The 21,029-nt window shown below is 38.9% G+C and carries 20 protein-coding genes; 14 read left to right on the top strand and 6 right to left on the bottom strand.

Annotated elements, in window-relative coordinates; genetic code table 11:
- The first annotated feature begins 39 nt into the window (after positions 1-39).
- Entirely contained in the window at positions 40-987 is a 948-nt protein-coding gene (locus tag DK846_RS10780) for an aminoglycoside phosphotransferase family protein (RefSeq protein ID WP_109968961.1), read from the top strand.
- Positions 988-1,612: 625 nt separating this feature from the next.
- Here DK846_RS10780 and DK846_RS10770 read toward each other — a convergent pair.
- Complete coding sequence (locus DK846_RS10770) at positions 1,613-1,912, bottom strand: hypothetical protein (RefSeq protein WP_109968959.1); 300 nt, start codon at positions 1,910-1,912, stop codon at positions 1,613-1,615.
- A 324-nt stretch (positions 1,913-2,236) separates the two neighbouring features.
- Here DK846_RS10770 and DK846_RS10765 point away from each other — a divergent pair, with 324 nt between their 5' ends.
- Positions 2,237-3,379 (top strand): methyltransferase, encoded by a 1,143-nt coding sequence (locus DK846_RS10765; protein ID WP_181391733.1) that lies wholly within the window; start codon positions 2,237-2,239, stop codon positions 3,377-3,379.
- Here the strand turns inward: DK846_RS10765 and DK846_RS10760 are convergent.
- The gene (locus tag DK846_RS10760) at positions 3,369-4,550 is read right to left on the bottom strand and encodes an aminotransferase class V-fold PLP-dependent enzyme (protein WP_109968957.1); all 1,182 of its coding nucleotides are present in this window, start codon (positions 4,548-4,550) and stop codon (positions 3,369-3,371) included. The two genes, DK846_RS10765 and DK846_RS10760, sit on opposite strands and share 11 nt — an antisense overlap.
- 299 nt (positions 4,551-4,849) lie before the next feature.
- Here DK846_RS10760 and DK846_RS10755 point away from each other — a divergent pair, with 299 nt between their 5' ends.
- The 3 genes from DK846_RS10755 to DK846_RS10745 all read left to right on the top strand — a co-directional run bounded on the left by DK846_RS10755 (position 4,850) and on the right by DK846_RS10745 (position 6,943).
- A complete protein-coding gene (locus DK846_RS10755) occupies positions 4,850-5,056 on the top strand; it encodes a hypothetical protein (RefSeq protein ID WP_109968956.1) in 207 nt (68 codons plus the stop codon).
- A 1-nt stretch (position 5,057) separates the two neighbouring features.
- Entirely contained in the window at positions 5,058-6,161 is a 1,104-nt protein-coding gene (locus DK846_RS10750) for an FIST signal transduction protein (protein WP_109968955.1), read from the top strand.
- 158 nt (positions 6,162-6,319) lie between these two features.
- Positions 6,320-6,943 (top strand): class I SAM-dependent methyltransferase, encoded by a 624-nt coding sequence (locus DK846_RS10745; RefSeq protein WP_109968954.1) that lies wholly within the window; start codon positions 6,320-6,322, stop codon positions 6,941-6,943.
- Between the two features lie 38 nt (positions 6,944-6,981).
- Here the strand turns inward: DK846_RS10745 and DK846_RS10740 are convergent, their stop codons facing one another.
- A complete protein-coding gene (locus DK846_RS10740; RefSeq protein ID WP_109968953.1) occupies positions 6,982-7,866 on the bottom strand; it encodes a Rossmann-like domain-containing protein in 885 nt (294 codons plus the stop codon).
- 306 nt (positions 7,867-8,172) lie between these two features.
- Here DK846_RS10740 and DK846_RS10735 point away from each other — a divergent pair, with 306 nt between their 5' ends.
- Positions 8,173-8,985 (top strand): ABC transporter permease, encoded by an 813-nt coding sequence (locus DK846_RS10735; protein WP_109968952.1) that lies wholly within the window; start codon positions 8,173-8,175, stop codon positions 8,983-8,985.
- Entirely contained in the window at positions 8,985-9,737 is a 753-nt protein-coding gene (locus DK846_RS10730) for an ABC transporter ATP-binding protein (RefSeq protein WP_109968951.1), read from the top strand. Before DK846_RS10735 ends, DK846_RS10730 begins: the two co-directional genes overlap by 1 nt.
- Positions 9,738-10,002: 265 nt before the next feature.
- Here the strand turns inward: DK846_RS10730 and DK846_RS10725 are convergent, their stop codons facing one another.
- Positions 10,003-10,842: a hypothetical protein gene (locus tag DK846_RS10725; protein ID WP_109968950.1), complete on the bottom strand. Its 840-nt coding sequence runs from the start codon at positions 10,840-10,842 to the stop codon at positions 10,003-10,005.
- Positions 10,843-11,854: 1,012 nt separating this feature from the next.
- Here DK846_RS10725 and DK846_RS10720 point away from each other — a divergent pair.
- From DK846_RS10720 to DK846_RS10705, 4 genes are all read left to right on the top strand, one after another.
- Positions 11,855-12,976 (top strand): ABC transporter substrate-binding protein, encoded by a 1,122-nt coding sequence (locus tag DK846_RS10720; protein WP_181391732.1) that lies wholly within the window; start codon positions 11,855-11,857, stop codon positions 12,974-12,976.
- A gap of 405 nt (positions 12,977-13,381) precedes the next feature.
- Entirely contained in the window at positions 13,382-14,614 is a 1,233-nt protein-coding gene (locus DK846_RS10715; protein WP_109968948.1) for an ABC transporter substrate-binding protein, read from the top strand.
- Positions 14,611-15,294, top strand: coding sequence for a GTP-binding protein (locus DK846_RS10710; RefSeq protein ID WP_109968947.1), 684 nt, complete (start codon positions 14,611-14,613; stop codon positions 15,292-15,294). Before DK846_RS10715 ends, DK846_RS10710 begins: the two co-directional genes overlap by 4 nt.
- A complete protein-coding gene (locus DK846_RS10705) occupies positions 15,291-16,157 on the top strand; it encodes an ATP-binding cassette domain-containing protein (RefSeq protein WP_245926526.1) in 867 nt (288 codons plus the stop codon). The genes DK846_RS10710 and DK846_RS10705 overlap by 4 nt, the downstream gene beginning before the upstream one ends.
- On the opposite strand, the gene DK846_RS10700 is transcribed toward DK846_RS10705, so the two are convergent.
- Positions 16,146-16,907, bottom strand: a complete 762-nt coding sequence (locus DK846_RS10700; RefSeq protein ID WP_109968946.1) for a molybdate ABC transporter substrate-binding protein — start codon at positions 16,905-16,907, stop codon at positions 16,146-16,148. The two genes, DK846_RS10705 and DK846_RS10700, sit on opposite strands and share 12 nt — an antisense overlap.
- Complete coding sequence (locus DK846_RS17470) at positions 16,886-17,071, bottom strand: hypothetical protein (protein ID WP_146201201.1); 186 nt, start codon at positions 17,069-17,071, stop codon at positions 16,886-16,888. Before DK846_RS17470 ends, DK846_RS10700 begins: the two co-directional genes overlap by 22 nt.
- A gap of 179 nt (positions 17,072-17,250) precedes the next feature.
- On the opposite strand from DK846_RS17470, the gene DK846_RS10695 reads away from it, so the two are divergent.
- From DK846_RS10695 to DK846_RS10685, 3 genes are all read left to right on the top strand, one after another.
- Positions 17,251-18,321 (top strand): ABC transporter substrate-binding protein, encoded by a 1,071-nt coding sequence (locus tag DK846_RS10695; protein ID WP_109968945.1) that lies wholly within the window; start codon positions 17,251-17,253, stop codon positions 18,319-18,321.
- A 187-nt stretch (positions 18,322-18,508) separates the two neighbouring features.
- Positions 18,509-19,309 (top strand): class I SAM-dependent methyltransferase, encoded by an 801-nt coding sequence (locus tag DK846_RS10690; protein ID WP_109968944.1) that lies wholly within the window; start codon positions 18,509-18,511, stop codon positions 19,307-19,309.
- A 137-nt stretch (positions 19,310-19,446) separates the two neighbouring features.
- On the top strand, positions 19,447-20,454 hold the full coding sequence (locus tag DK846_RS10685; RefSeq protein WP_181391731.1) for an ABC transporter substrate-binding protein: 1,008 nt from the start codon (positions 19,447-19,449) through the stop codon (positions 20,452-20,454).
- Positions 20,455-21,029 lie beyond the last annotated feature (575 nt).

The following is a 21,029-nucleotide window of genomic DNA, read 5'->3' as shown; positions in this document are numbered from 1 at the left end:
TATAACACTGCTAAGAATATTATTTTAATTTTTACTCGTATGAATGAATATATAAGCCCCACGGTTCTAAATCTGATTCACAAATGTGTAGATTTTTCAGAGATTATCCCAATAAAAAAAGGGTATTCTTCAGATCTGAAGTATCTTCTTATCACCCCATCCAGTAGGAAATACCTGGCACGGATCACTCCAGTTGGTGATGCCAGGGCGATATCCTCTATGCGTGATCAATATAATCTTTTAAAAGACCTCAGTAAATTTTCTTTGTATATCCCAAAACCTCACCAGTTTCAGATCGATGATGATGGGAGATTATGCCTGCTGATACTTGACTATGTTGATGGGGAAGATGGTGAAGAGGCACTCATCAGGTTAAGTTGTGAAGATCAATATCGAATCGGCTTTCAGGCAGGAGAAGAATTAAAAAAACTCCATAAGTTGTCTGCACCACCAGAAACTCCCCCCTGGTTCATGATGAAACTACGAAAGCATGAATGGTATTGTTCAGAATTTTCTCGTAACCCAGTGGACACAAAGGGAGTAAATCTGGATGTTATTCAGCAATTTATCACGAAAAATGTATACCTATTGGAAGGAGTCAGGCAAACCTTTCAACATGATGATTACCATCCAGCCAATCTCATCATTCATGATGGACACCTGAATGGGATTATCGACTTTAACAGGTCAGACTGGGGTGATCCCATTCATGATTTCTATAAACTAGCCCTGTTCACCCGTAATATCAGTATCTCATTTGCACGAGGACAGGTTGACGGATATTATAATGGTTCTCCTTCATATGATTTCTGGAATAGGTATGCTCTTTACTGTGCAATGAGTATCATCCCTGACCTTGTATGGTCAGGTAAACAATCGAATCTTACAGGATCAGATGAGTTAAAACACTCATTCAGAAGGATACGGACCATGATCAGTGATCATGAGGGATTTACAAGAATAATACCATTATGGTACAGGCAGTAGTCCACGTTTAATTACGTGTTTATTTCAGTAGACTGTGAAGTATCTATTGGCATCAAACCATTACCATAAGTCTTTTTTTCGAAAACGGTCATTATGAGGGAAGGTTATAGATATTGATTTATTATTGCCAAGATAATATATATATATCTAAATGGAGTGCCATTTGTTGTTTGTATTGCATGGCATATTTTTAAGTACACACATATGCAACAAAGCATTGCCATTTAAGGATGGCACTGCAGGAGGTGGGGTTGTATGAAACCAGTGGACGGGATTCTACTTCAACTCCATCGAACAATCAGAAAATGGTCAATACAGGCGTTACGATTTCGATCGGAAACAGTGTGCTGAATGTTTTGATCATTTTCACGGCTGAGAACACTCTGGATTTATGGAAGGGATTTACGGTTTTTACCGTTCTTGAGGAAGAAAGGAGTAAGTAAAATTTCTCCGGATCTCCCTTTATATAGAGTTACTAATCTCATCACCTGTTTTGTTACTAAATCAACATTAGGTATCTCTTTTCAGACTGTAGATCATATTTTTCCGAATATAGAATGATTATTACTCTACTCAAAGTTCAATATACGATTATTCAGGAACCTGCATTGTGATAAATATTTATTTATTCCCCTGAAAGTACTGACAAAAACAGTGAGAGTAGAAATTCTTCTGACTGTTTTAGCTCATCTGCTGCATACCAGACTTCAATCTTCTTTTTCCCAATAACTCCTCTCATATTAAAAACGGTCCCATTGATAATGGTATATACAGGATCTGCCAGATAATCCATGATGTAAATATCTCCTGCAGGTTTCATGGAATCGAGCATCTCGCGTTTGACCGGACCGGGAAGAAGATACTCTTTTTTTATCTTCCCGTCTCCACATTGTTTGACTTTAACTTCCTGAATGGTATTAAACATAACCTGAATCCTCAATATAATATAAAAATCGTAAATACATATTCAATTAATATCCTGATTTAATTGACTTTCTGCTATTACAAATATCCACAACAATAGTAATTAAATAGTTGTTTTAGGAAGATATCTTCCATACAAATGATATATAATAAGATACAATAAGTATTGATCAAAATGATACCAACACTCTGTTCACACCAAATATCATCTACTATATCCTCTCTACAGTGCCAAAAAGGAAAACAAAATAACCGAAACAAGCAACGGGTGTTTATTACAAATCCCCCAACTGAGCCACATCTGCTGTTTCGGAAAGTAAACAGGATGGCTGCTCAAACACAACAGTTTTACTCTCTTCTTGCAGCACTTGAATTAAAACTGTTCGATTATCTGGATACACCGGTCTCTATTACTGAACTCAGCAAGGTTATTCCTCGTCATGAAATGCTTCCCCCATTGTTACGAATTCTTGTTGATTGTGACTTTATCTGTGAGAATAATGGATTATATCAGAATACACAATTAGCCACCACATACTTCTCATCTGGATCACCGTATTATCAGGGGGCATATCTGGAGAAAATTAAGAAAAAGATCTCTGAACTCTGGGTACATCTCCCTGATGTCATAAAAAATGGGCCTGTAATATATGATAAAAAGGAGTTCTTCTGCGATATGTGCCTGCCTCCGATGGCAGAGAATGCAATGACCGGAAGACTTCAGCAGGTTATCAGGTCTATTGTTGCACTTCCTGAATTTCTCTCTGCCCGACTAATGCTGGATCTCGGCGGAGGTCACGGACTATATTCTATTGCCCTAGCCTCCCTGAAACAGGATCTCACATGTATTGTGTTTGATTTACCGGAAGTAACGGATACAGCATGTGATTACATAATAGCCCATGATATGGATGAGCAGGTGAAGGTATGTCCTGGAAATTTCTTTACAGATGAAATTGGAGCAGGATATAATCTCATCCTTTCATCCTCGAACCCAAGTGGAAAGAATACTTCAATGATACCTAAGATCTATGATGCTCTTGCTCCGGGAGGAATCTTTGTCAATATCCAGTCTGGTGATAATGAGATTGCTGATAACCCTCTTTCCCAGTTAGAGAGCAGGATGTGGATGATTGGTGAAGAACCCGAGTGGAAATCTCACAGAGGCAAGAAACAGACATTTCTTTCAGACGATTATCTTCGCTCTCTCCAGGATTGTGGTTTTACCATAAAACAGGTAGAACGAATACCTGACCTCTTCACAGATGATTATTCAGTAACCATGATCATCTGCAAAAAGAAAGAAGAGCCCAAACCAGCTCCCTGTCTCCGGATTTCATTGCTCTCAAAAAAAGAACGTGAAAAAATGATCACGCTCACTGTTGATACCCAGAACCCTGAATGGCTGCAAACATTGGAATTAATGGGTATTTCATCAAGGAAAAGTGATCCCGGGTTTACTGACTAGCCTTAGATGTAGTTCCTGCAGACTGAACCTGATCACCCAATGATGCCAGAACTTCACCAGCAAACCTACAATCTGATGGATCAGTGAGTATAGATGGACTTAATCTCACACACCCTTTTCCATCGGTGATTCTGGCATGAATTAGTGGAGCACAGTGAAGGCCAGTTCTCGTAATGATTCCATATGTTGTTCTGATTACAAACCCTGCGGTATCGGGATCCATTCCTTTGATGTTAACCGGAAAAACCGGAATATCGGGTGTAGGATGATATTTGATAATCTGATCTGAATCCTTTAAGGGATCATAAAAAGCATCGATACACTTTCTTTGATGATCAGCGATGCGGGAGTTGCCAATCTCACGCAGGTAGGATATTCCGGCTTCAAGTGATACAATTCCAGGATAATTGGGCGTTCCTGCTTCATATCGTTCAGGAAGAATTGATGGTTGCCGAAGGTTTGCTGAATTAGTGCCAGTTCCTCCTTGTATTATTGGTTGTACAACATCAGGATCGCGGATCCAGAAGCCTCCAATTCCGGGCATGCCAAAGAGGTATTTATGCCCGGTAAATACAAAGGCATCAGCACCAAGTCTAGAGAGATCAACGGGTATCTGACCTGCTGTCTGTGATCCGTCAACTATCATGAATAAATCAGCACGTTTGAGAGCAGAATGTATCTCATGAATATTCTGAACTGTCCCAAGAACATTACTTCCCTGATTTATGACGAAAAGACGCGTATCATCCCTTATGGCACTGATGATATCAGACGAGTGAATATATCCGTCTCGTGATGGGATAACCGAGACCTCAATTCGATTATTATCAGCAAGGGTTGTAAGTGGCCTCAGGACTGAGTTATGATCCAAATCCGTGGTAATTACATGAAACATATCCTCCTGCCCGGCTGCAAATCCATGAATCAACATATTCAGAGACTGAGTTGCACCAGAAGTGAAGATCAGATGATCAGGCTCTTTACAACCCAAAAATTCTGATACAGTCTCTCGTGCCTCCTGAACCGGATCGACGGTTAGTTCATCGGTTGAACGCCCGGATTCACCGGGGAGTCTGTGAAGATGAGCCTGTACAGCATCGATAACCCGTTCTGGTTTTGGCCAGGTTGTTGCAGCGTTATTGAGGTAGATATCACGAGGAGGGGAAGTCATAGAATAGTATTGATGAGTCCATTACCATGAGGTTTCCCATATCATGTTTTTCCCAGTTACAAAATTCCTTAAATCTGGCAATAACAGCGGCTCAACAGATACGTCACTAGAGGATTTTTATATTACTCATGGTACTTTCCGAATTTTTCCCGGATCTTTTCACTTCATACGAATCAATCAGATTCACCGATAATTATAAGGCATAATATTTGAGCATTAGGCAAATCTTGCTAATTTAATTAAGGAATATAGATATAGTCACAAGTTAATATGAATTTAAAGAATCCATAGGATGATGTATGTCAGGAAAAATTAAAACGCTTATAGATAACCTCATTGAGCAACGGGCAAAGGGAAATCCCAGCCTGGAATCTACTACAAGAACGAAACTTCTTTTAAAAGGTATTGACGGAGCGAAGTATACTGCCTCATCTGATGATGATCCTGTTGTTATTGAAAAGATCAGACAGATCGCAAAAGATATGGGCGTTCAGCTAACGGTGTAATATGACAATTAAGGTATCACATTCAATAAAACCAGACCCGACTGCTGCTGCAACAGAAATTTCATCCTCATTTTCTGGGCTTACACCGGTTGTTGTTCTCTTTTTTGCGTCTTCACAATACGATCCAGAATCCATTAGCAAGACCATGAAAGAGAAATTCCCTACTGCAACAGTGATTGGATGCTCTACTGCAGGTGAGTTGGTATCAGGAAGCATGCTGAAGAACTCAGTTGTTGCAATGGCTTTAGAATCTGATGCTATATCAGGAATTGAGGCAGATGTTATTGATCTCAGTGATCGTAAGGCTCCTTCACGTGCAATAATCAGCCTTGCAGACAAATTCGGATTAAAACCACTTGAATTAAACCCAGATAAGTATGTGGGGATAATCCTTATCGACGGACTTTCTTGTGCTGAAGAAGGGCTCATGGAAAAGATAGGGGATCTTGTGGACATTCCGGTAATCGGCGGTTCAGCTGGCGATGACCTGGCTTTTAAAAAGACCTATGTGTATCTGGATGGAAAGGTCTACAACAATGCAGCGGTCCTTGCTCTCATCAAGCCGGCATCGAGATTTGAACTTCTCAAAACACAGTCTTTCTGTGAAACTGGTAAAAAACTAACCCCAACATCTGTTGATGAAGCGAACCGTAAGGTTATTGAGTTCAATGGCCTGCCTGCAGTCAGTGCATATGCAAAAGCAATTGATGCCAACGAAACCGATGTGGCTTCATACTTCATGACTCATCCAGTAGGGCTTATTGCTGACGGCGAACCATTTGTTCGAAGTCCACAGCGTGTTGACGGAAGTTCGATCTACTTCTACTGCCAGATCAAGGAGGGAGTTGATCTCCAAGTTCTTGAATCCACAGATATCATTGCTGACACAACAGCAGACATTCAAAAAATTCAGGAGAAGAACGGGCCTATTAAAGGGCTTATAAACTTTAACTGCATTCTGAGAACTCTTCAACTTTATCAGGATGGCAAGAATGATGCATATGGATCAATATTCAAAGATATACCAATGGTTGGATTTTCAACCTATGGAGAAGAATACATAGGTCATATCAATCAGACTGCCACAATGCTTGTTTTCCTATAATTACCGGTAAAACCAATAATACCAGTTCTTTTTTGTTCAATCATCCCTTACACAAAGGTAATTTATTTAGATAGATTAAGAAATTACATTTACTAATCATCACAAATGATATCATTAGTTTTTTTCATATCCATGATCATATTACAGGATACCTTTTGATGAAAACTGAAGACGCAGACAGGTATGACAATTTAACAAGATCTGTATTTGCACAGATTTATCCGGTTATTGCCAGCCAGATTCTTGAGAAAACCGGGATCAGAGATGGAACCTGTATAGACATTGGTTCAGGTCCAGGTCCTCTTTCCATGGCACTAGTTACTTCATCAAATCTATCCATAATGGCACTTGATAACTCAGCAAAAATGCAGTCCCTTCTGATGAAAAATACCAAATTACAGAATTTATCAGGGCGTATACATCCAATTATCGGTGATGTTCATAGAATTCCCCTCACTCATGGATCGTGCGACCTGGTTGTGAGCCGTGGTTCATATCACTTCTGGAGGAACCTTCCAATTGCATTTAATGAAATTCGTCGGGTTCTCAGAGATGGAGGCCTTGCATACATTGGTGGAGGGTATGGTTCATCAGAGATTAGAAATGCCGTCAATCAACAAAAAAAAGAGAACTCATCAGAATGTGACATGGAGACAATTCCGGGAGTACGATTTCGTAAATATGGCCCTGGTGAGATTGAGGATAGTATACGATCTGCTGGTATTAGTGAATTTCGGATCATCAATGATGAATCAGGGTTCTGGATAATTTTTTCTAAGTAATCTCTCGATAATCCCATTTATCAATAATATAATGATATCTATTTGATATCATAGAGTTTATCGGGATCTCCAACATTATATTTTCTCTGATGCTTACGAAGGGCCGTTTCCATATCTGGAGCATTCATGACATCATATTCAAACTTTTGAGGATCGCTGATAGCAACCGACATCGCGATATTGATGCCATTCTCAAAAAGTACATCAGGTATTAGTTGGGCACTAGATCCATAAAGTGCTCTAATTCTGGCATTCTTTGCATATCCGACTACCTCATTAAATGTTCCATTCACAAGAGTCGAACCAGTTATTATTGCCACATCAGCATCGGCTAGTACCTCCCGGTTTTCATCTGCAGGATGGACAGTTATACCAACCGGGCCTGAAGTAATGATTTCACCAATAATCATAGTTTTAAAGGATTCAACCGGCCGCTGGTCTGTAACATGTAATTCCCGACAACGGCCAGCATAACTCTTTACAAGACCGCCATATCCAACAATTACAAGATTATCATCACTTCTAACCAGATCTTTTACCTCGATCCCAACTTTGAATCCTTTCTCTTTCAGGATCTCATCTGTTACAAACGGTTGTGAAAGGGCATTTAATGCGGCAAGGCCGATTGAACGTCTACTTAAACATGAATCTGACATCGTTTCCCTGGACACCTCAAAGAGTGGTTGGCCAATACAGGTTTGAAGATATGAATAATCCAATCCGGTCTGATCAGAGTCATAGACAGGATTATTGTCCTGAAAACTCATCGCAACCCCGCAGCAACCATTGGTTCCGATGACAGCATTCCATCCCGGATTGATTCCGAATTGTTTCACTCTGATTTCAGGTAGATTTAGCCTATTATACTCGCTTAGAAGTTTATTATATCCCTTTTCAAGGATTGATACAGGATTTTGATTCATGATTTTTCCGAAACGATACTTAGTACTCTATGATATATGTAAAAAAAGTTAAAAGATTATTTCAATTATTGCTATGAGTATACGAATTTATACAGATAAAAAAATTGAAGTGTTACCTATGAACAATCAGAACATACAACCAAGTGAAAATAATAGGAAATAATATGGGCGGATTACATCTATCATTCCATTATTCCAGACCTTCTTCTGGAAATATGATTGGAAATTTAAATTACCTATGAAAGACATTTAGGGAATGAATAGATTAGCAAGCCTGATCTATATGTCACCACAGGAATTAGGATCATGAAACCCGGCACCATCAATTCCAGAACTCTGGCAGCCAGGATAGCTCCGGTCATATTTGGTTTTATCGTTCTCATAACAATCCTTTTTTTCACTCTGCCTCTCATCTCACTATTGCTCAGGATAACTCCTGATGAATTTATTGCTGCGATTTTAAAACCAGAGGTCGAGAGTGCAATCTTTCTCTCACTAATCACTGCCGCAGCATCAACAATGATTGTGGTGATCATAGGCACTCCTCTGGCATACCTGAACGCCAGGGTGTCCTATCATGGAAGAGACTTTGTTGAAACCCTTCTTGATCTCCCCATTGTTCTTCCCCCCTCTGTTGCCGGTCTTTCACTTCTGGTCCTTTTTGGAAGAAGGGGCCTTATCGGGTCCTATTTTAATAGTATCGGAATAACCATAATTTTTACAACTTTTGCAGTCGTACTCGCCCAGGTATTTGTTGCAGGGCCCCTCTACATCAGACAGGCAAAAACTGCCTTTGCTATGGTTGATCAGTCATATGAATCTGCATCACGAACCCTAGGGGCATCACAACTTACAACATTCATCAGGATCACAATACCTCTCGCATGGACAGGGCTGGTATCTGGTGTAATTCTTGGTTTTGCCCGGGCTATTGGAGAATTTGGAGCAACCATTATGGTTGCAGGAAATCTACCAGGAAAGACACAGACAATGCCCCTGGCAATCTATGGTTTTATGCAGAATGATCTCTCTGCATCAATATCCTTATCTCTTGTACTTATCGCGATATCCTGTGTTATTCTCATTACAATACGGGTTCTTGCAGGGAGGTCACCCTGATGTTAACTGCAAACCTGGAGAAACAACTCAGGGATTTTAAATTGAATATAGATTTAACGGTTAATCCCGGAGAAGTTCTTATCCTTCTTGGTACAAATGGCTCTGGAAAATCAACTGTTCTCAACCTTCTCTCAGGGTTATTAGAACCGGATGATGGAGAAATTGTCCTCAACGGTCACGTTGTATTCAACGCTAAACAAAAAATATTCTCCCCCCCTGAAGAGCGAAACATTGGATATGTGTTTCAGAATTATGCACTATTCCCCCATATGTCTGTCTTCGATAACATCGCATATGGCCTTAAAATGCGAAAGATACCAAAAGAACAAATTGTTTCTCAGATCCAGAGGACCCTTGAGGATCTTGAAATTGCACATGTAAGGAATGAGAGGGTGACAAATCTATCAGGAGGACAGAGACAGCGTGTAGCTCTAGCCAGGGCTCTTATCGTTCAGCCACATCTCCTGTTACTTGATGAGCCACTTACAGCTCTTGATCCTATGGCCAGAGAGAAGATCAGACTTGAACTGAGAGAACAACTGGTTACAAGTAGTCATCCTGCGATTATGGTTACTCATTCAATAAAGGACGCCCAGATTATCGGTGACAGGGTAATTATTCTGGAGAAAGGAACCGTAATATGGAAAGGAAAACCTGATGAATTAGAGTCCGGGACAAGTGCTCCGAATCTTTCACATCTCAAATGCGAATGCTTTGAGTATCGTGACTTTGGCGGAATTGCAATAGATTAAGATAAAAAAAACCGAAAAAACAAATCTTCTTTTTCAGATCAGTGACACTGAAAGATATGTAATATGTTTCGTTCTATGTAATAAAACACCATTTTTTTCGATATAATATTCTTTAGGGATACTACATTCTTGACTATCTTTAAGGAAGTTTATCGAATATATTTAAAATATAATTCATGCTCAGATAATAATCAAAATGTAGGGGTAAAAAGGTGATCAAAAATAAAAAGAACTGATAAAAATTATCAGATCTTGGAGTCTTTGATTATACCTTGAAACCGGACTGGTAGGTAAAGGCCTTCTGCAGGGTCTTGATTCCACCAGTTACTGAGGTAGTGTCTTTCCAGTTGTTGGTTGCTGCGGTCTTGTTCCAGGTTCTTCCAGTTCCATCGTCGTAGTTACTATCACGGGCTTCCATGATGCTACCTGCAAAGACTGTCTTTACAGTACCTTCTGCAAAGCCGCTTCCGGAGTTTGCATCAGGAGTAACTGCAATCTGGTAGTTCAGACCTGCTGGAACATCAGCGGTGTCTGCAGTTGCACGAATCTGTCCCTTGGTTGAAACCTGGGCGCTGTTTACATTAACAAGGCTGCTCTTTGCAGAGACAATGTTACAGAATGCCGGGAGCATTGAACCATTGAGGGTTGAAAATACACAGCGGATGTTATCTGATGAGCTTGCAAAGTTTCCTGCAACAGAGAGAGTGTACTCTTCCTCACCAACAAGGTGTGCACCTTCGGTGCTTGCATAGGTCAGAACCTTCTGTGATTCAATGTTGTAAAGGCCACTGCTCTGGCTCTTTGAGTTGAAATCAAAGTTCTTGTTTTCAGCAAGCTTTCCACCATTAGTGAGGATTGCATCCTTGTAGGTTACATCAGAAATAACCTGACTTGCTCCAAGGATTCCGGTTGGGATTTTACCTGGAGTTGCAATAACCCAGGACATGGTGCTCTTGTCGTCTACTGCTCCAGTGGCATCGATTACGGTGTCAATGGAAAAAACCTGGTTCTCAGGGGTTGCATTGGGCAAACGGTCTGCTGCTGCAAAACCGGTAACTGCCACAAGGGCAACCACTGCAACAATTGCTACAAATACGAACTTCATGTACTATCTCCTACAATCAAGCTGATACTCTCAGCATCAACACCTATTCGTAAGTATGAAGAGTATATTAATTTTTTTAAATTTAACTAAGAATATCGAAAATTAATTGTTTGGTATTGATAATATATTGAAAGATGGAGAAACATGGTTTTTCATATTTTATTGAGATGACATTATAAACATAATTGTTTTTTGAATTGATAAGTACAAGGATTCAATAATCGTACTATTAGTTAATTACACATACAAATCCAACGATTGCTTTAAAGAAGAAAAAAGGTAGATTTAACCATTAAAGATTGCCATTTATTTTAAGATTTCTAAATATCATAGTGATAATATTTTATTTATTAGAAGAATAAATAGAATTTTATTTATACGATAATATGACATACATTTTAAGGGTTAATCCACTCAAAAAGGGAATCGGTTAGAATATAGAACCAATGTTTTCATCAAATTGATGAAATCAATCAAACTCGGATGCCCTTTGTTCCTCCTACAAAACAATAGAGTAATCCTTTGTGGAATAATTCCTTTTTGTCCCTATTTTTTTAAAACCAGCAGATATGTGATATATTTATGAGATTACCCGCATGAAATATATCGAATGCTACATTTATTATGATAATTTGAACTACAATAATATGCCACTAAAATTCCAAAATTTATATGAATTCCAAATAACAAAAAATAAATAGATAACATCAGATACCGAAATTATCTAACCCAAATCACATAGGAAGTGTTATAATATTGTCCCACCATGACACTCGGGACTCTTTATGTTCCTGTTTCCTCTTTTCAATGATTGATAGAATGAGACAGATAGATCAAAAGTCTTCCACCCATTCCTGACATTCTCAATTGTGAACTGATTCTATCAATAATAAGCAATAATTTAATCGATCAAATAAATCATAATTAAATATTGTAGTTAAAAAATACTTAATGTTCAGTTTATTACTCTAATATTTGTTCTTCTGAACAAATGCTGAATAAGAGGATTTCTATGAGAACAATTAATTCTGGTACCAGGAGATCATCCCGTCTGATGAATTTATCTGGTCTGATAATTCTGATGGCTGTCATAGCATTAGTCTGTATACCTGGTTGTTGCGTAGCAGATACTGGATCTGGCAGTACTAAAACAATCACAGATATGGATGGAAGAACTCTGACAATTCCCACAACTCTCAATCATGTCCTGACAACATATCCCCCGACAAGCAATCTGGTGTATATGCTTGCTCCGGAAAAATTAATGGGATGGCAAACAAGTGCTGGAAAAAACAAATACATGAAGGATGAGTACAAAAATCTCCCGGTGGTCGGTGGCTGGTATGGTGGTTTGACTGCAAATTATGAGACCTTCATGTCAATGAATCCAGATGCCATTTTTGAAGGATTTACCAGAACCGGTAATTATCAGGAAACTATTGATGAACGTCAGAAAAATCTGAATCCATACCCGCTGATTGAAGTTGCAGATAGCACTGATGTCAACAATTATACTCCGTCAGTAAAATTCATGGGAGAGACACTTGGAGGGGATGCCAAAACAAAGGCAGATGAACTTAATACCTTCTATACGACAGTTTATAATAAAGTCAAAGACAAAGCACAAACAATCCCACAGGATAAGAGAAAGAAAGTCTATTATGCTGAGGGTGTTGATGGACTAAAGACCGAACCAGACAATTCACATGTCCAACTCATCAACCTCTGTGGTGGTATTAATGTTGCCTCAAAGGTAGCAGTAAAAGGTGGAATGGGAGAAACCCCGGTAAATATTGAGGACATTATCTCATGGAACCCGGATGTAATTATTGTAAGAGAACCTAAGTTCTACAGCGATATCTACTCTGATCCAAACTGGCAGAAGATAAAAGCGGTTCAGGATAAACAGGTATATCTTGCTCCAAGTGATCCACTAGGCTGGTTTGATCGCCCACCATGTGTCAACACAGTGATCGGAATCCCATGGGTGGCAAAAGTTCTATATCCCGATGAATTTAAAGATCTTGACATTACATCCCTCACCAAAGAGTTTTACTCAAAATTCTATCACTATGACCTGACAGATAGTGATGTAAAGGACATTATGACAGGATCTGGATTACAATCCTATTAATTTTTTGAAACTTTGTTGCATTTTAAAACCTATTTTTCGATTTTTACACAACATCTAGTAAAATTTCATTTGAAAAAATTTTTTTCTTTTTTACAAAAGAAGCTGGATGTTACAGGTTGTTCTATAATCAACATTTGATACCAATTGGGCCATGATAACTCTGGACATCCTACTATTGATCAGATCATAAAAACAAGAACTACATGATTAAATATGGAAATAAAAGATTAAAAATTATTAATCCCTATGTAATATGTCAGTTATCGTGTAATGGAAGAATTATTGGATATTAATATCAACAAACTCTTAAAACCCAACATGAAGTCACACTAGGATTAAACTCGTCTAAAACAAAGAATTCATCGGGCACTCAGTACATAGTATCGTACATACCAGGTTCAGATCATGAAAAACCATCCTTCCTCCTCTGAAAAAACTCGGATTACTCCAAACATACCAGTATGTGAGGTTTTAACGAGGTTTCCGGAAACCAGAAAAGTATTCAGACATTATAATATAGAGATTGATGAAGAATCACCAGAATATGGAATTCATCTGGGAGCTTTTTTAAAACAGCATCACATTGATAAAACCGGATTTATCAAATTGCTTGAAGAACAACTACCAGATCCATCGACGATAACACCATCCACTCTTGTTGAACGGGGTTATGATCAACACGATATTAATTTTCTTGCTCTTCTCCCCTGTCCGGTCAAAGTGCCCTTTGATATGGCATTTGCAGACCTCTTATCCAAAGCATATGATAATAATCCCCCGTTTACATATCTTCTTGAATCTAATGCAAATAATCAGTTATCATACTATGATTATGTCAAAAATTTTACAGACATAAACCAAATGCCTGATATTGTAATTTCTCCAGGACTGAATGGATATTATTACAGAAATTTTTTTGATAAGTTCAGGAAAAGAAACTTATTTATGGATCCCATTGAACACGGGAGATCTCCATATAAAAACCTTGATCTTCAGGATCCTGAACATCAATACTCAGTTATTGGTGCAAACATTGAGGTTCTTATGGTTGACCACACCCGGCTTGGTGATCTTGAAGTACCAGAGCGATGGAGTGATCTTTTAAAACCAGAATATGAAAATTCTCTCACAATCAGGGGCCAGGATGGTTTTTTTTGTGAGACTGTTCTTCTCACAATATACTCCGAATATGGCATTGAAGGAGTAAGACAATTTGCAAAGACTGTTCAAAAAGGTTCACATCCATCAGAAATGGTTAAGGCGGCGAAATTTAAACGACACCCTGCCCCCCCCATTTCCATACTTCCTCTTTTCTTTGCGAAATTGGCTGAGAAATCTTCAGAAGTTTCAATTATCTGGCCAGAAGAAGGTCCAATTGTCAGTCCGGTAACGATGATTGTAAAAAGAGAACATCAACCAGAACTCGATCCCCTTATATCGTTTTTAGCTGGAGAAAAAACCGGATCTATATTTAGTAATGCAGCATTTCCGAGTATGACAGGAGTTCCACCATGTGTGGATCCAGACGCCAAATTCAACTGGATTGGATGGGATTACATAAATACTCATGACATCGGTGCAGAAATCGATCAAATATCTTCTGAATTTACCCGGTTGTTTTATGGAAAAACATCATGAAACTTGTAACTGTTGCAGGTCCTCCTTCTTCAGGTAAAACATCGGTAATTCTTCATACAATCCGTGAACTTAAAAAAGCAGGAATTTCAGTTGGTGTAATAAAGTTTGACTGTATCTCATCAGGAGATGAAGATACATACCAGGCAGCAGGTGTTCCAATACATATAGGCCTTGCCGGAAACCTCTGTCCTGATCACTATTTTGTTTCAAATATTGAGGAATGTGTATCCTGGGGACTGAAAGAGAATCTGGATCTTCTGATTACTGAGAGTGCGGGACTCTGTAACAGGTGTTCTCCCCACATTAGAGGCATCCTTGGCATATGCGTTATTGATACGCTCAGCGGGATTAATACACCGAAAAAAATTGGACCTATGCTGAGACTTTCTGATATGATTGTTATAACCAAAGGGGATATTGTCTCTCAGGCTGAACGGGAAGTTTTCGCATTTAGAGTCGGCAGAGCAAATCCATCTGCAAAAGTTATAAAAATCAACGGCCTGACTGGTCAGGGAGTCCTTCCATTGGCAGATGAAATGAAGAATACTCCGGATACCATAACTGTAAATGATTGTTCACTCAGATTTGCGATGCCAGCTGCTCTCTGTTCTTATTGCCTTGGTGAAATCAGAATCGGAAGAGACTATCAAATGGGAAACGTAAAGAGGATGGAATTTTGAGCATTGAGAATACCCATTTGCAAATTCAGGAAGGTCTTTCTGAAGATTATAATAATGTAAGACTATTCCCTGAAGTCAAAAATATGACGATAATTGGAGGAACCAACAAATCAGGCGATATTGAACCATACTCCATTTGTTGCCAATCCGGTGATATTATCTGTCTGGTTGGGCCAACTGGCTCTGGTAAGAGCAGGATGCTCGGAGATATTGAATCTCTTGCTCAGGGTGATACTCCTTCAGGCAGAAAAATTTTAATAAATGGTGAAATACCATCATCTTCATTGCGAACCAGTGCGATTGGGTTAATTGCACAATTATCACAACAGATGAACTTTGTTGTGGATTTAACAGTGAGAGAATTTATTGCCCTACATGCTGAATCCCGCCTTATTCCTGATCCAGAAAATATCATTGATCTTATTCTGAAGACGGCTAATAATTTATCCGGAGAACAGTTTTCACCAGATGTATCTCTTACTCAATTAAGCGGAGGACAATCCAGGGCTCTAATGATTGCTGACACAGCTCTTCTATGCCCATCCCCTGTTGTTCTTATTGATGAGATAGAGAATGCAGGAGTAAACAGGAAAAACGCATTGGAGTTGCTTGTTAAAGAAGGGAAAATTACATTTGTTGCAACTCATGATCCCGTCCTTGCCCTGATGGGTTCACGAAGACTCTTTTTTAAAAATGGTGGGATTGCAGGAATTATTATTCCTGATGAAGAAGAACGGCTTGCCATGAGATATATTCAAAAGGTCGATGATCAATGGACCTCATGGAGGGATCAGATAAGAAACGGAGGAGTTCTTCATTTGGATGATTCAAAAAAGAAGATATATAATCGCTTAATTTTGTAGCTTATCCTTGTGAGATAAGACAAAATCCATGAATGCTGCAGCTTCATCCTTATTAGCAGAATTTGTCAGGGTAGCAATGTAATTGTCCATACTATATTCTGGTAATGGTATTGCCTTCAATTCTCCCTGATTTTTCTTCTGCACGTTATAATCTGATGCCCACAAAATAGTTGAATCAGCGGAGGTATTTTCAACAGCCTCGTAGATTTTATCAATTCCAGACTGGTTTACCACTTCAGGTTGTACCGGTAGTACAGAGAGCAACGAGGTTGCGAGACAACCACCAGGCATATGATAATTCACAAGATCTACTGCAGCATACCTGGTTCCATTTAAATCCTGTGTCGACTGGATAGGACTTTTTTGTGAAACAACAAGGTCTGCTTCAGCGTTATACAGTTTCTCGCTTTTATCAATAAGTCCTTTTTTCTCAAGACTGGACAGTCCTTTCAGGTTGAAGGGTTGGTATTCTTTCTCTATAACAACGAGATCTGCAGATGTGTTTCCGCTGGAAAGTTCATCTACAATCTTCTTTCTGCCCTGTACACTGATAATATTGATGATCGTATTGTGATCTTTCCCATATTCTTTTGCAATCTCTTTTAACCCTGAATTGAGATCCTGGTCATAGGGAGTCATTATTGTAAGTGTTATAGGAGATGAACTCCCTGCTGCTGAATTATCTGCTGCTGCCACTAATCCAATAATACAGGAAAAAAGGATTGTTATCAGAACAACTGTACGAAACATGGGATTGTCCTGCCAGTGAGGAGTTGAGAGTGTTTAATCAGCGCCATGATCAGGAGCAATGCTACCCCAAGACCGATACCCATCATCATAAAACCCGGATCGCTATGAGCAACCGGATAAATCGTAGTGACGCTCATGCCGCCACAAGCATTACCTACACACATAGTTAACAGATATATAGAGCATTTATTAAATAATAGATGTTTTGTTTGGCAATAATATTATACTTAATTTATATTTATTTACAAGATCTCTTAATATGACTTGACATATAAGTTATTTACACCATTTCATATGCAACCCTTGAGGATTGATATAGATGCGTGTTGAGGACGGTTGAAAGATGAACAAGCAATGGTATAGAGGACTAATTCTGGTTCTCCTTGCATGTTGTGCTATAATATGTGTCAGCCCTGTTTTTGCTGAAAACACTCGCACAATTACGGACATGGTTGGAAGATCTGTAACGATTCCAACAGAAATTCATTCAATTCTTGGAACAGCACCTCCAACTTCTGAAGCAGTCTACATGATTAAGCCTGATGATCTCATTGGGATTAATTTTGATCTAAAGAATTCCTCATATGTTCCAGAAAAGTATAAATCACTGCCCAATGTTGGCGGTCAGCAGATGGGGAGTAAACTCAACTATGAGACATTCCAGTCAATGAAACCTGATATTGTTCTCTATGGATTTGATCCTGCAATGGGAGGGAACCAGGCTGATATTGAAGATGTTCAAACAAGGCTGAACCCAATTCCTGTTGTTGCATGCGCTGACTCAACCAATGCCACAAATTATGGTCCTGAAATAAAATTCCTGGGAACACTCCTGGGTGCTGAAGACCGTGCTAACTCACTTAATTCATTCTATGATAATCTCTATAAGAAGGTCACTACTACAGTTGCCTCTATTCCAGATGATCAGAAGAAGAAGGTGTATTATGCAGAAGGTCCTGACGGATTAAAGACCGATCCGGCAAGTTCACCACACGGACAGTTGATTGCAGTCTGTGGAGGTAATAATGTAGCCGAGGTTAGTCAGGGTAGCAGCGGGGGAATGTCCCCTGTTTCAATGGAACAGGTTGTATCATGGAATCCTGATGTGATTGTTGCCGGAGACAAGAAATTCTACAAATCTGTCATGACTGATCCAAACTGGAAGGATATTAAGGCAGTAAAGGATAAGCAGGTCTACCTTATACCGAACCAGCCATTTGGATGGATTGACCGCCCACCGGGTGCAAACCGTATCATTGGTATCCCATGGCTGGCAAAGGTAATATATCCAGAGAAATTTACAGATATTGATCTGAACTCTTTGATAAAGGAATACTACACGAAGTACCTGAACTATGATATTACTGACACTGAAGTCAATACTATTATCACATATTCAGGATTAACCGCGTAATTTCCCCTATTTATTTTTTACTTTTTTGTTCTACAATAGTATCTGATCTCTTTTGTAGTCTTTTGATATTGACTTTAATTAATGTTCACTTAAATTACATACATTAATGAATAAATAGTTCAAAAATATTTTACCCCAGAAAAGGAGTTTGTGAGCGGTGAAAATTAACGATATCGATTGGGAGGAAATGTGGAAAGAAACCCAGGCTCATGCAAATCCATCCAAACCAAGTGAGCATTCAGAAATTGAGCGATATGATTGTATTGCTCCCCTTTTTAAAGAATGGATGACAATCGATGACTATCCATTAAAAGTATTAGAGAGCATACATCTTGAACCTGAATGGTCAGTTCTTGATATTGGATGCGGAACAGGTGCTATTGCCATTCCGATTGCAAAGACTGTAAAATCTGTAACAGGTATTGATTTTTCTCCTAAAATGCTTGAGATAATCAGATCTGATGCTGAGAAACAATCGATCTCCAACCTTGATACAAAATATGTATCCTGGGATGATGCTCGTATTGGAGTAGATATCGAGCCTCATGATGCTGTTATTATGTCCAGAGCAATATCCCGGACGATGAACCTTTCAGAAACTCTGAAAAAGGTCAATCAGGCAGCAATCCAGTCTGCATATGTAACAGCTTGGGGAGGGGGAGAACGAAGGATCAATAAGGAAATCATGGCTGCTCTTGGTTTAGAATACCATAATAGTCCTGATTACCTCTATGTCTTCAACATTCTAGCCCAAATGGGAATTCAGCCTAATGTCAAGCATTTAATGTGTTCTAGCAGGGTTACGTACCATACTATTTCACAGGCACTTAGCAGTTATCAGTTACTGTATCACCTCAATCCAGAGCAGATGAAAGTTGTACAACCAGTTATTGAAAAAAATCTGGTCAAATGTGAAAATGGATTATTACAAGCTCCTGATGATAAACCGGTATGGTCCTTGATCTGGTGGGAAAAATCTAAATTGTGAGAACTATGAAAACAATCAAATTACCTCAGCTTTGGAAAATCTTGTTTGTGATATGCCTTATTACAGGAGTCATTTCAGTAATTCCGGTCTCATTCGCAGATCAAACCACTAATCAGAGTACTCATACAGTCACCGATATGGCAGGCCGAACCGTAACGCTGCCAGCATCGATAGACAATATTCTGGCATTATATGGACCTGCTTATGAAAAAATTGTCATCTTAGATGCAGAAGACAAAATAGGCATGTGTGCAGATTATCACAAAACGCATGCTTCGTGGGCTCATGTCATATATAAACACCTTGATTCCTTACCTTCATTCAGTAATCCATCTAATCCAAATGTCGAAGATATTTTAAAAGAAAATCCGGATGTAGTTTTCTACTTTGGAAATGATAAAAATACCCAGAAGATGGAGAGTCTGGGTATCCCGGTGGTTTGCTCTACAGGAAATACTACAAAACTGGAATCTTTAAAGGATTCACTCAGGCTGTATGGAAAAGTATTAGGATCTGAAGCTACGGAGCGAGCCGAAGAGTATTGTACATACTTTGATGAAAAATTAAAGAATGTTCTCTCAAAAACATCATCAATAGCAGATAAAGACAAACCAAAGGTCTATGTTACCAGTGGTATACCACTTCGGACAAGATCAATAAACTCAGTGATGGGTGATACAGTCACCAAAGCAGGAGGAGATTACGTAGCTAAGGATATTGTGAATGCAACTGCAACAATAAATCCTGAACAACTCGTTGCCTGGAATCCGGATATTATTATTATTGATCATGCACCAGATCTGCCTGACCCAAGCGCCAGTTCAACATCGAACACTCCTAATGCCCAGGCTGTAAAAGAAGAATTTATGTCAAAACCTGAGTTTCAGAATATCAACGCTGTGAAGAATAAGCAGGTATATATCTGTCCAATGGGTGCTTTCTTCTGGGATGCAGGTCAGCAGGGAATATTGCAACTTGAATGGATGGCTCAGATTTTCCATCCCGAACTCTTCAAGGATCTGGATATGAGTAAGGAAGTAAAAGAGTTTTATTCAAAATTCTTCAACTACGATCTTAGTGATGATCAGCTCACCAGGATTATGAACCATGAACTTCCGGAGAATGCTAAAGATTTCGGATATTAATCCTTTTTTTTCTGGTATAATACCATTATTCATCAGGGTGAGCAACTATCCCCAGAAATGAATAAGCAAAGATGAGAATTTGCACAAACGGTTTTATCTGTAGGTTTACTATCCTCTATCGTACTGAATGTCTGAAACCTCAGTGGTATAATAATGGGTAAAGGAGGTAATATTCCGGATTATTGAAGATTCTCTACACCTCAAAAAAATTAACACAAGAATTAGAAAGATACTGTTAAAAAAGGGGACGGAAAAAGTCCAAATTACGGTGTTCTGTTAATAATACCTTTAGGTTGTTCTTCAGATAATTTATAACCAAAGAACTTAATTTATAAATCCTGTGTATCTTGAATAAGATCTGATTCAGAGACGTTATCAGGATGTAACTTTGTTGCAGCCCATTCAGATAATAGAGGTAATTCTGTATCTGATGTTCAGGTCGCCAGCCCAGCAGGACAGACTTAAATCTTATTATTCTTTACTGTATTATATTGCTGAACTGTAAATTTTCTTTACGGTATGGAATATCACTTGCATCTTTCACAACGATTATATCAGGATTCTATTTCTGGATC

Origin of the sequence: Methanospirillum lacunae (assembly GCF_003173355.1) — an archaeon.
Taxonomy (GTDB): domain Archaea; phylum Halobacteriota; class Methanomicrobia; order Methanomicrobiales; family Methanospirillaceae; genus Methanospirillum; species Methanospirillum lacunae.
This window is presented reverse-complemented; position numbering and strand designations above follow the sequence as displayed.